General features: G+C 64.6%; 10 protein-coding genes and 1 pseudogene. 10 read left to right on the top strand and 1 reads right to left on the bottom strand.

Annotated features, from left to right (window positions below; translation table 11 throughout):
* Positions 1–9: 9 nt before the first annotated feature.
* Complete coding sequence (gene hisB, locus ACE3S9_RS07845) at positions 10–600, bottom strand: imidazoleglycerol-phosphate dehydratase HisB (protein WP_374545887.1); 591 nt, start codon at positions 598–600, stop codon at positions 10–12.
* Positions 601–858: 258 nt separating this feature from the next.
* On the opposite strand from hisB, the gene hslV reads away from it, so the two are divergent.
* The 10 genes and pseudogenes from hslV to ACE3S9_RS07795 all read left to right on the top strand — a co-directional run bounded on the left by hslV (position 859) and on the right by ACE3S9_RS07795 (position 11,150).
* Positions 859–1,428, top strand: a complete 570-nt coding sequence (gene hslV / locus ACE3S9_RS07840; protein WP_374545886.1) for an ATP-dependent protease subunit HslV — start codon at positions 859–861, stop codon at positions 1,426–1,428.
* A gap of 44 nt (positions 1,429–1,472) precedes the next feature.
* Positions 1,473–2,774, top strand: coding sequence for an ATP-dependent protease ATPase subunit HslU (gene hslU / locus ACE3S9_RS07835; RefSeq protein WP_374545885.1), 1,302 nt, complete (start codon positions 1,473–1,475; stop codon positions 2,772–2,774).
* A gap of 239 nt (positions 2,775–3,013) precedes the next feature.
* Positions 3,014–4,000: pseudogene (locus ACE3S9_RS07830) on the top strand (IS481 family transposase); the annotation flags it as partial.
* 676 nt (positions 4,001–4,676) lie between these two features.
* Positions 4,677–5,711, top strand: coding sequence for a tryptophan--tRNA ligase (trpS, locus tag ACE3S9_RS07825; RefSeq protein ID WP_374545884.1), 1,035 nt, complete (start codon positions 4,677–4,679; stop codon positions 5,709–5,711).
* A gap of 112 nt (positions 5,712–5,823) precedes the next feature.
* Positions 5,824–6,384, top strand: coding sequence for a NifU family protein (locus ACE3S9_RS07820; protein ID WP_374545883.1), 561 nt, complete (start codon positions 5,824–5,826; stop codon positions 6,382–6,384).
* A 42-nt stretch (positions 6,385–6,426) separates the two neighbouring features.
* On the top strand, positions 6,427–7,116 hold the full coding sequence (gene tsaB / locus ACE3S9_RS07815) for a tRNA (adenosine(37)-N6)-threonylcarbamoyltransferase complex dimerization subunit type 1 TsaB (RefSeq protein WP_374545882.1): 690 nt from the start codon (positions 6,427–6,429) through the stop codon (positions 7,114–7,116).
* A gap of 113 nt (positions 7,117–7,229) precedes the next feature.
* A complete protein-coding gene (gene rimI, locus ACE3S9_RS07810; protein WP_374545881.1) occupies positions 7,230–7,715 on the top strand; it encodes a ribosomal protein S18-alanine N-acetyltransferase in 486 nt (161 codons plus the stop codon).
* A 58-nt stretch (positions 7,716–7,773) separates the two neighbouring features.
* Entirely contained in the window at positions 7,774–8,568 is a 795-nt protein-coding gene (locus tag ACE3S9_RS07805; RefSeq protein WP_374545880.1) for a lysophospholipid acyltransferase family protein, read from the top strand.
* Between the two features lie 171 nt (positions 8,569–8,739).
* Positions 8,740–10,077, top strand: a complete 1,338-nt coding sequence (gene miaB / locus ACE3S9_RS07800; RefSeq protein ID WP_374545888.1) for a tRNA (N6-isopentenyl adenosine(37)-C2)-methylthiotransferase MiaB — start codon at positions 8,740–8,742, stop codon at positions 10,075–10,077.
* Positions 10,078–10,079: 2 nt separating this feature from the next.
* Positions 10,080–11,150 (top strand): PhoH family protein, encoded by a 1,071-nt coding sequence (locus tag ACE3S9_RS07795; RefSeq protein WP_374545879.1) that lies wholly within the window; start codon positions 10,080–10,082, stop codon positions 11,148–11,150.
* Positions 11,151–11,238: the final 88 nt, after the last annotated feature.

Raw genomic sequence — 11,238 nt, 5'->3', positions numbered from 1 at the left:
CGCGCCGGTTCAGAGCGCTCCCTTGGTCGAGGGGATGCGGTCTTTCTGGCGCGGATCGATCGCCAGCGCCGCCCCGAGCGCTCGGGCGACCCCCTTGAAACAGGTCTCGACAATATGATGGCTGTTCACGCCGTAAAGCGTCTCGATATGCAGCGCGATCGCGGCGTGCTGGGCGAAAGCCTGGAAGAACTCGCGGACCAGTTCGGTGTCGAATTCGCCGAGCTTCGCCTGCGGGATCTGGGTGCGGAACACTAAGAACGGCCGCCCGGAGACGTCGATGGCGACGCGGGTCAGGGTTTCGTCCATCGGCAGATGAACGTCGGCATAGCGGACGATGCCGCGCAGATCGCCTGCGGCCTGCCGCAAGGCCTGTCCGAGCGCGATGCCGACATCCTCGACGGTGTGGTGCTGGTCGATGTGGAGATCGCCCTTGGCGGTGATGTCGATGTCCATCAGCGAATGGCGCGCGAGCTGGTCCAGCATATGGTCGAAAAAGCCGACGCCCGTCGAAATCCTGCTGAGGCCGGAGCCGTCGATGGCAAGTTTCACGGAAATATCGGTTTCCTTCGTCGTGCGCTTGATCTCGGCTTGGCGCGTCATTTTCTTTTCCTTGCCGGCCCGAGGCCGCGCGGAGCGGCGCGGCGGAGCCGAGCGCAATTCTGCTAGGATATTGGGCGCGTCGCGTTTTTCAACGCGCCTTCGCCCGCGCTGGGCACAAATTCTAGTCACAGCCGCACGGCCTCATAGCAAAACGCTTCGCCGCGCGCCACTCTCTCGCGACGGGGCTTGCAACGACGCGGAGGGCGCAATAGATGCGCTGACGAGAATGCGTGACCGTAACAGACTGCGAGACGCCATATGACCGACCAGCCCTCGCCGCCCTCCATGCACGCCACCACCATCATTCTGGTGAAGAAGGGCGGCAAGACCGTGATCGCGGGCGACGGCCAGGTCAGCCTCGGCCAGACCATCATCAAGGGCAATGCGCGCAAGGTGCGGCGCCTCGGCAAGGGCCAAGTCGTCGTCGGCTTCGCCGGGGCGACGGCCGACGCCTTCACCTTGTGCGAGCGGCTGGAAGCCAAGCTCGACCAATATCCCGGCCAGCTTTTGCGCGCCTGCGTGGAATTGGCGAAGGACTGGCGCACGGATCGCTATCTGCGCCGTCTCGAGGCCATGATGCTGGTCGCCGACAAGAGCGCGGCTCTGGTCCTGACCGGCAATGGCGACGTTCTGGAGCCGGAGCCGTCGACGGATGGCGTGGTCATGGGCATCGGCTCCGGCGGCAATTACGCTTTGGCCGCCGGCCGCGCGCTCATCGACACCGGCCTCGACGCCGAGGCCATTGCGCGGCGCGCCTTGCAGATCGCGGCGGATATTTGCGTCTACACCAATTCGAACATCGTCGTCGAAAGCGTGGATTCGCTTTGAACGAGCGATTGGATCGCCCTTTGGCCCTCTTTCGAGCCTGATTCATGACCGACCTCTCCCCCCGTGAAATCGTCTCCGAACTCGACCGCTTCATCATCGGCCAGAACGAGGCCAAGCGCGCCGTGGCCATCGCCCTGCGCAATCGCTGGCGGCGGCTGCGGCTGGAAGGCGTGATGCGGGAGGAGGTTCTGCCCAAGAATATCCTGATGATCGGCCCGACCGGCTGCGGCAAGACCGAGATCGCGCGGCGTCTCGCGCGTCTCGCCAATGCGCCCTTCCTCAAGGTCGAGGCGACCAAATTCACCGAAGTCGGCTATGTCGGCCGCGACGTCGAGCAGATCGTGCGCGACCTGATCGAAATCGGCATTGCGCTGGTCAAGGAAGCCAAGCGCAAGGATGTCGAGGCGCGCGCCCAGCTCGCGGCGGAGGAGCGCATCGTCACCGCTCTGGTCGGGGCGAACGCCAGCGCGGCGACCCGCGACGCCTTCCGGCGCAAATTGCGGGCGGGCGAGCTGGAGGACAAGGAAATCGATGTCGAGATCGCCTCGTCCTCGGGGCAGCAGCTTCCCATGTTCGAATTGCCGAACATGCCCGGCGCCTCGATTGGCGCCATTTCGCTCGGCGATATTTTCGGCAAGGGCGCGCGCCCGAAACAGCAGCGCTTGCTGGTCAAGGACGCCTATGCGCCGCTGCTGGCGGAAGAAAGCGAGAAATTGCTCGACCAGGACGAGATCGTCCGGCTGGCGATCCGCGAGGTCGAGAACAACGGCATCGTCTTCCTCGATGAAATCGACAAGATCTGCGCGCGCGACGGCCGCAGCGGCGACGTCTCCCGCGAAGGCGTGCAGCGCGATCTGCTGCCCCTGATCGAGGGCACGACGGTCGCGACCAAGCATGGCGCGGTCAAGACCGACCATATTCTGTTCATCGCCTCGGGCGCCTTCCATGTGGCGAAACCCTCCGACCTCCTGCCGGAATTGCAGGGCCGCCTGCCGATCCGGGTCGAATTGTCCTCGCTCGACGAGGAGGATTTCCGGCGCATCCTCACCCAGCCGGAAGCGAGCCTCGTCAAGCAGTATCGCGCCTTGCTGGCGACGGAGGGCGTGACGCTCGACTTCACCGACGACGCCATCGACGCGCTTGCGAAAATCGCGGTTCAGGTCAATGCGAGCGTCGAGAATATCGGCGCGCGGCGGCTGCAGACAGTGATGGAGCGCGTGCTCGACGACGTCAGCTTCACGGCCGGCGACAATTCCGGAGGGGCCGTCACCGTCGACGGCGCCTATGTCGAGGCGCGCGTAGGCGATCTCGCCCGCAATGTCGATCTGAGCCGGTTCATCCTCTGACCGCGCTCACTCATTCGTGTCTGGCCGGAAATTGGAAAAAGGCGCCATAAATCCGCGACGAATGATTTAGGAGCGCATGTTACTGAACGGCGCGGCCGCCAAGCCGCGGCCTTTTTTGTCGCGTCGGGCGCCTTCGCGTTCCGGAACAGGGGTGAGGGCTCGCTATGAAACGGACGCGCTACGTGTTTGATCCCAGGCTTTGATGGTGCAATTTTCTCCTGCGGCTGGAGGGATGCGCTATGGGCCAGGTTCTTCATGGGAGCGCCAGAACGACGGTGGCGATCCGTCGAGCGATACAGCATAGTCAAGAGAGCTTGAGAGCGCTCGCCCAGCGGCACGGGATCAACCAGAAGACTGTCGCCAAATGGAAACGCCGGTCGACGGTCAAGGATCAGAAGACAGGTCCGAAAGAGCCAAGGTCGACGGTCCTGTCGGTCGAAGAAGAGGCGATTGTCGTCGCGTTCCGCCGGCATACTTTGCTGCCGCTGGATGACTGCCTGTACGCCCTGCAGGCGACGATCCCGCATCTGACGCGCTCGTCGCTCCATCGCTGCCTTCAGCGCCATGGCATTTCACAACTGCCCAAGATCGGCGACGAGGTCGCCGCCAAACGGAAGTTCAAAGCCTATCCGATCGGCTATTTCCATATCGACATCGCCGAGGTTCGCACCGCCGAGGGCAGGCTCTATCTGTTCGTGGCGATCGACAGGACGTCGAAATTCGCGTTCGTCGAATTGCATGAGCGGGCCACCACGCGCATCGCAGCTGATTTCCTGCATGCGCTCGTCAAAGCCGTTCCATACAGAATCCACACGGTCCTGACCGATAACGGCCTGCACTTCACCGATCCGGCCGGCGACACCTGGTCCCCCGCCGAGATCAAACAGATGATCGCTTCGCGGCAGCCCTTTCGCGCGCATGCCTTCGAACTCGCCTGCGCGCGAAATGACATCGACCACCGGCTGACCAAACCGAAGCATCCGTGGACCAACGGCCAGGTCGAGCGAATGAACCGCACAATCAAGGACGCAACCGTCAAACGATATTTCTACGAGACCCACGATCAGTTGCGAGCGCACCTCGCCGACTTCGTCACCGCCTATAATTTCGCTCGCCGGCTCAAGACCCTTAAAGGCCTCACGCCTTATGAGTTCATCTGCAAATGCTGGACAAAAGAGCCGCACCGATTCAAGTTCGATCCGATCCATCAGATGCCGGGACTAAACAGCTACGCGGTGTTCGCTTTCGCTCTATTGTCGGGCTCGTTCATCGCCAGCGACGCCAGCGCCGAAAATATTTTCGACTTTCTGTTCGGCGGTTTTGGCGGGAAAAGCTCCGAGCCCGTCCGGCGCGCGGCGGCGCCTGCACATCGAAATTATGTTCACGTCGCCCCGCGTCCGGCGGTTGAGGACGAGACCACGAAATATCTGAAAAGCGCCGAATTTTCGCACCGCTTCCAAACCGGGCCGACCGGAGAGGCGGTCGCCTATCTGCTTCACAATGACGCGACGCTGCGATCCGGCGACGCTGTGATGACAAAGGAAGGCGTCCTGGTTTTCGATCCGAATGGCGGCGGGGACGGGAAATTCGTCGCGATCCGCGACGCCGCCGTCAGCCAGTCCCTGTCCACGCGCCTCGCCGATCTCGAACGGGCGGAAAAGCCGGTCGTTTCGGGCGCTTCCCGCGCGAAAGCCGGGCGCGTCGAGCGCGAGCGGGCCGAAACGACAGGCGAGTCGGTCATCCTGGCGTCGGACGGCCGTTCGATCCGCATGGTGGGCGGCTTCGCCAATTGACCGCCGCCTGCGGACGCGCCGCCGATCCGGCGATTTCCGGCCTCGCCCTTGCCAGACCGGGGCGGCGACGCCATAAGACGGCGAATTCATTCCTTTCGCCCGGACGTCGATGACCACCTTCCCCGAACGCGTTTTTTCCGGCATTCAACCGACCGGAAATCTTCACCTTGGCAATTATCTCGGCGCCATCGTCAAATTCGTCGCCTTGCAGAAGACGCATGAATGCCTGTTCTGCGTGGTCGACCTGCATGCGATCACCGTGCCGCAGGACCCGAAGGAGCTGAGGGACGCGATCCGCCGGATCGCCGCCGCTTATATCGCCTCCGGGGTCGATCCGGCCAAAAACATCATTTTCAACCAGAGCCAGGTTGCGGAACATGCGGAGCTAGCCTGGGTGTTCAATTGCGTGGCGCGCATGGGCTGGCTCAATCGCATGACCCAGTTCAAGGAAAAGGCCGGCAAGGACCGCGAGAATGTCTCGATCGGCCTGTTCGCCTATCCGACCCTGATGGCGGCGGACATTCTGCTCTATCGCGCCACCCATGTGCCGGTCGGCGAGGACCAGAAGCAGCATGTCGAGCTGACGCGCGACATCGCCCAGAAATTCAACAATGATTTCGCCGAATCCATCGCCGCCAATGGCCATCCCGAGGGCTTCTTCCCGCTGCCGGAGCCGCTGATCCAGGGGCCGGCGGCCCGCGTGATGAGCCTGCGCGACGGGTCGAAGAAAATGTCGAAATCGGACCCGTCCGAATATTCGCGCATCAATCTGTCCGACGACGCCGACACCATCGCCCAGAAGGTGCGCAAGGCCAAGACGGACCCGGAGCCGCTGCCGACCGACAAGGACGGGCTGGCCGGCCGTCCCGAGGCCGAAAATCTGGTCGGCATCTACGCGGCTTTGAGCGATACGCCCGCCGAGGCGGTGCTGCGGCAATTTGGGGGGGCGCAATTTTCGGCCTTCAAACAGGCTTTGGTCGATCTCGCGGTCGCCAAGCTTGGCCCGATCGGCGCGGAAATGCGTCGGCTCGAAGGTGATCCGGCCTATATCGATTCGGTGCTGCGCGACGGCGCGCAGCGCGCGCGCGAGATCGCGGGGCCGATCATGGGCCAGGTCAAGGATATTCTCGGCCTGCTGCGCTGATCGCGCGAGACTGGACGCGGCAGGCGGGAAAGACCTTTTTATCGCGGCGCCGGAGGATTATCTTCCTTCTGTTCCATCTCCGGCCTTGAACCGGACGATCTCGGAGGCATGCATGTTCATTCAGACGGAATCGACGCCCAACCCCGCCACCTTGAAATTCCTGCCCGGCGGCCCGGTGCTCGAAAACGGATCGCGCGACATGTCGAGCCCGGAGGAGGCCAAAGCCTCGCCGCTCGCCAGCGCTTTATTCGCGATCGATGGCGTCAGCGGCGTCTTTCTCGGCCCGGATTTCATCTCGGTCACCAAGAATGCAGGCGACTGGCCCCAGCTCAAGCCGGCCATTCTCGGCGCCATCATGGAGCATTTCATGTCCGGCGGCCCGCTCCTGTCGCCCGACGCCAAGGCTTCGGATGGGGCCGAGCATGAGTTTTTCGCGCCCGAACATGCGGCGCTGGTCGACGAGATCAAGGATTTGCTGGAGACGCGGGTTCGCCCGGCGGTGGCCGGCGACGGCGGCGACATCGTCTTTCGCGGCTTCAAGGACGGCGTGGTCTATCTCCACATGAAGGGCGCCTGTTCGGGCTGCCCGTCCTCGACGGCTACCCTGAAACGCGGCATCCAGAACCTGCTCTGCCACTTCCTGCCTGACGTGAAATCGGTCGAACAGGTATGAAACGGCCGGCGCCAGCTCATCCTCGCGTGAAACCATAGGCCCATGCGCATCCTTGCCCTCGACACGGCGTTGCCGGCGGTTTCCGTTTGTGTGCTGGATTCGGACGCGCGCCTGCCCGTCGCGCGCGAATCGGTCGCGATGGAAAAAGGCCATGCCGAGGCCTTGATGCCGCTGGTTTCGGAGCTGATGGCCAAGGTCGAGGGTGGTTTCGGCTCCATCGACCGCGTCGCGGTCACGGTCGGGCCGGGCTCGTTCACCGGCATTCGCATCGGCGTCGCCGCCGCGCGGGGCATTGCGCTGGCGCGCGGCGTCGACGCGGTCGGCGTGTCGACCCTGGCGGCTTTTGCGGCGCCTTTGCTCGCCGAGGATTCGGAAGGGATCGTCGCCGCCGCGATCGACGCCCGCCACGGCCATGTGTTTTTCACCGCCTATGGGCCGGCCGGCCGTATCCTGACTTCGCCGCGCATCCTCGCCTTGCGCGACGCCTGCCGCCTGCTCGGCGGCGGCCGCGTGCGCGTCGCCGGTTCAGGCGCGCTCCTGCTGCGCGAGGAGGCGGCGGCCTATGGCGGCGACGTCGTGGTCGTCGACGCCTCTCCGGCGCCCGACATTGTCGCGGTGGCGCGGCTGGGCCTCGCCGCCGACCCGTCCAATGCGCCGGCGCGTCCGATTTATCTCAAGGCGCCGGACGTCAAGCCGGGCGTCCGGCCGTCATTGTCCCACGTCGCGTCCTAGAGTCGATAGCGATTCAGCCGAATCGCAATCGACTCTAGATTCCTTTGTTTTCGCAGCGTTTTTTCGAAAAAACCGGTATCCACTTTTTCGCACGCTGCTCTAGGCCGCCCACGATGAAACCGCCCTTTTTCTGGCGCTCCCCTTGCCCGGTCGTCGCGCCGCGACTGCTGCGGCCGGCCGACGCCGGCGGCTGCGCCAGGCTCCACGCCACCAGTTTCGCGCATCCGTGGCCGGCGGAGGAATTCGAGGCGCTGCTGGCGGATTCCGCCTGCGTTGGCGACGGGGCCGGCGAAAAGGGCGAAGTGGCCGGCTTCATCCTGTCGCGGCGCGCTTTGGACGAAGCCGAAGTGCTGACCGTGGTGGTCGATCCGGCCATCCGCCGGGGCGGCTGCGCTGGCCGCCTGCTCGGCGCGCATCTGGCGCGGCTGGCGGCTTTTGGCGTCGCCAAAGTCTTTCTCGAAGTCGAGGAAGGCAATGCCGCCGCCCTCGCGCTCTATCGCCGTTTCGGCTTTTCCGTGGAAGGGAAGCGCAAGAATTATTATGCGAGGACGGACGGCGGGCGCGGCGACGCCCTCATCATGCGCCGGCTCCTGTCATGACCGCGCGCAATCCCGCCGCCGTCATCATTCTGTCATCGCTCCCGCCTAACCGGCGATCATGCCCCATTTCCGCGCTGTTCTCCTGATCCTGGCCCTCGGCGGCTTTTATCTGCTCGGCGTGCCGCTGCAGCGGTTGGCGCGGCGCCGGGGCTGGGCCTTGTCGCGCGCCATTCCGCCCTTTTTCGCCCGCACCATTTGCGCGCTGCTGGGCCTGCGCGTCCGGTTCGAGGGCGAGGAACTGGGGCCGAAGCCGCGCATGATCGTGGCCAATCACGTCTCCTGGAGCGACATTCTCGCTCTGGCCAGCCGGGAAACGCCTTGTTTCGTGGCGAAGAGCGAGGTCGAGGGCTGGCCCCTGCTCGGCGCTTTCGCCCGCGTCCAGGACACGATTTTCGTGCGCCGGGACAGCCGGACCGAAGTGCCGCGCGTCAATGCGGCCATGGCGGAAAAGATGGTCGCCGGCGAGGATGTCCTGCTGTTCGGCGAGGGAACCTCCACCGACGGCGCCGGCGTGCTCGGCTTCAAACCGTCGCATTTCGCCGCGGCGCGCGATGTTCTTCGGCTGTTTCCGGGCATATCCGCCGTCACGGTTCAGCCGGCGGCGATCACTTACACCCATGCGCGCGGCAAGACGCTCGATGCGGGGGGCCGCCGCGCTCTGGCCTGGTTCGGCGACGCCGATCTGGCGCCCCATATCTGGCTGCTGCTGAAAAGCGCGCCGGTCGATTGCGTCATCAGTTTCGGCGCGCCCTTGTCTTTCGCGGCCGATAGCGATCGCAAGGCGGTGGCTCTGGAAACGGAACAGAGGGTGCGCGCGCTGGCCGAAGCGCAATGCGCCAGGCTCGGATTGTGACCCAAAATTTCTTATATCCGGCGGGAAAATCGGTTATTGGTGGAGCAAATCCAGTTCCGTCCCGGAGGGACCCTTTCCATTTTGACGCCTGATTCCGATCTCCCGCGCCGGGACGCCGAAAGCGCGCAGCCTCGAGGCAAGAAACTCCTCGTCAAGTCCTATGGCTGCCAGATGAATGTCTATGACGCCGCGCGCATGGCGGACGTTCTGGCGCCCGAAGGCTTTGCCGAAACGAGCGACGCCGAAGACGCCGACCTCGTAGTGCTGAACACCTGCCACATCCGCGAAAAGGCGTCCGACAAGGTGTTCTCGGAGCTTGGCAAGCTGCGCATGCTGAAAGAGGCGCGCCGGGCCGAGGGCAAGACGCTGCAGATCGCGGTGGCCGGCTGCGTGGCCCAGGCCGAGGGGGCGGAAATCCTGCGCAAGCAGCGCGCGGTCGATCTCGTCGTCGGTCCGCAGAGTTATCATCGCCTGCCGGAAATGCTGCGGCAGGCCGAGCATGGCCCGGTGATCGACACCGAATTTCCCGTCGAGGACAAATTCGACCATCTGGCGCAGCCTTCGGCGGAGAAAATCCGCCAGCGCGGCGTGAGCGCCTTCCTGACCGTGCAGGAAGGCTGCGACAAATTCTGCTCCTTCTGCGTGGTGCCCTATACGCGCGGCGCGGAAATCTCGCGCGACGCGCGCAAGATCGTCGCCGAGGCCGAGCATCTCGCGCGCGCCGGCGTGCGTGAAATCACTTTGCTCGGCCAGAACGTCAACGGGTTCCATGGCGCCGGCGAAGACGGCGCCGACTGGTCTCTGGCCCGGCTGATCGAGCGTCTGGCGCGGGTCGAGGGAATCGTCCGGCTGCGCTACATGACCAGCCATCCGAACGACATGGCGGACGACCTGATCCGCGCGCATGGCGAATTGCCGGCGCTGATGCCTTTTCTTCATCTGCCGGTGCAGTCGGGGTCGGATCGGATCCTGGCGGCGATGAACCGCCGTCATAGCGCCGCCGATTATCGGCGCCTGATCGAGCGCATTCGCGCGACGCGGCCCGATATCGCCTTGTCGTCGGATTTCATCGTCGGCTTTCCCGGCGAGACGGAAGCCGATTTCGAGGCCACGCTCGCTTTGGCCCGGGAGGTCGGCTTCGCCTCGACCTTCTATTTCAAATATTCACCGCGTCCCGGCACGCCCGGCGCCGAGCTGGATGACCAGATCCCGGAAGCGGAGAAATCGGAACGGTTGGCCCGCCTCGCCGAAATTCTCGAAGCCCAGCGCCACGACTTCAATGCGTCCATGGTCGGGCGCACGATTGACGTCCTGTTCGAAAAGCCGGGGCGTCACGCGGGGCAGATCGCGGGCAAGTCGCCTTATCTTCAGCCGGTGCAGGTCGATGGTCCGGCGTCCCTGATCGGCTCGGTCGCGGCGGTGGACATCGTTGAATGCAGCACTAATTCGCTGTTTGGCCGTCTGGTTTCGGCGAAGGGCGCGGATCGCCGGCGCGGGGAGGCTTCCTGACCATGGCATTGGCCGACGGCGCGTTCGGGAAGCCCGAGCAGAAGGCGGATGACGGATCGGTCGAGTTGTCGCTGACGCTCGATGACAACAAGACAGCCTCGCTGGTCTTTGGGCAATATGACCAGAATCTGGCGCGGATCGAGCGCCGGCTGAATGTCGCGCTCAACGCCAATGGCAATCATGTCGCGATCAAGGGGCCGGCCGAGGCGGCGGGCCATGCGCGCAGGGTGCTGCAAATCCTGTGGGATCGGGCGCGGGCGGGCCAGCCGGCGACCATGGGCGATGTCGATGGCGCGATCCAGGAATGCGCCCTGCAGGGCAATCTGTTCCCCAAGGAGACGCAGAGCCCACGCTCGACCTTCGAGCAGATCGCCACGCGCAAAAAGGGCTCTGTCAGGGCCAGGACAGCGGCGCAGGATCTTTATATCCGCGAATTGCGCCGCTTCGAACTGGTCTTCGCGGCCGGCCCCGCCGGCACCGGCAAGACCTGGCTCGCGGTTGGTCATGCGGTGTCGCTGCTCGAACAGGGCGTGGTCGAACGGCTGATCCTGTCGCGACCAGCGGTCGAGGCTGGCGAGCGGCTCGGCTTTCTGCCCGGCGACATGCGCGAGAAGGTCGACCCCTATCTGCGCCCGATCTATGACGCCCTGCAGGATTTCATGGACCCGCGCATGGTCGAGCGCGGCATGCAGACCGGGATGATCGAGGTCGCGCCGCTCGCCTTCATGCGCGGGCGCACGCTGACCAATGCTTGCGTCCTGCTGGACGAGGCGCAGAACGCCACCTCGATGCAGATGAAAATGTTTCTCACCCGCCTTGGCGAAGGCTCGCGCATGATCGTGACGGGCGATCCGAGCCAGACCGACTTGCCGCCCGGACAGAAGTCCGGCCTGAGCGAGGCGATCGGCCTTCTGGCGCGGCTCGAGGGCGTCGGTCATGTGACCTTCACCGATGAGGATGTTGTGCGGCACGATCTGGTGCGCCGGATCGTCGGCGCCTATGAGGCGGCGGGGCGGCGCGAGCGGGAGAAGGTTGCGCCCCGATCGCCCGCCGACAAGGATTGGTCGCCATGACCGTTCCGAGCCTGGCGATTGAAATCGCGGTCGATTGCCCCAATTGGGGCCGCCTGCCGAATCTGGAGGCGCTGGTCGCCGATTGTCT

The sequence above is a fragment of the Rhodoblastus sp. genome (assembly GCF_041915505.1).
Lineage (GTDB): Bacteria > Pseudomonadota > Alphaproteobacteria > Rhizobiales > Beijerinckiaceae > Rhodoblastus.
This window is presented reverse-complemented; position numbering and strand designations above follow the sequence as displayed.

Coding starts and splice junctions, on each gene's coding strand:
- trpS (WP_374545884.1), top strand. CDS start 4,677: ATGACCACCTTCCCCGAACGCGTTTTTTCCGGCATTCAACCGACCGGA.
- hisB (WP_374545887.1), bottom strand. CDS start 600: ATGACGCGCCAAGCCGAGATCAAGCGCACGACGAAGGAAACCGATATT.
- tsaB (WP_374545882.1), top strand. CDS start 6,427: ATGCGCATCCTTGCCCTCGACACGGCGTTGCCGGCGGTTTCCGTTTGT.
- miaB (WP_374545888.1), top strand. CDS start 8,740: ATGAATGTCTATGACGCCGCGCGCATGGCGGACGTTCTGGCGCCCGAA.
- ACE3S9_RS07805 (WP_374545880.1), top strand. CDS start 7,774: ATGCCCCATTTCCGCGCTGTTCTCCTGATCCTGGCCCTCGGCGGCTTT.
- ACE3S9_RS07795 (WP_374545879.1), top strand. CDS start 10,080: ATGGCATTGGCCGACGGCGCGTTCGGGAAGCCCGAGCAGAAGGCGGAT.
- ACE3S9_RS07820 (WP_374545883.1), top strand. CDS start 5,824: ATGTTCATTCAGACGGAATCGACGCCCAACCCCGCCACCTTGAAATTC.
- hslU (WP_374545885.1), top strand. CDS start 1,473: ATGACCGACCTCTCCCCCCGTGAAATCGTCTCCGAACTCGACCGCTTC.
- hslV (WP_374545886.1), top strand. CDS start 859: ATGACCGACCAGCCCTCGCCGCCCTCCATGCACGCCACCACCATCATT.
- rimI (WP_374545881.1), top strand. CDS start 7,230: ATGAAACCGCCCTTTTTCTGGCGCTCCCCTTGCCCGGTCGTCGCGCCG.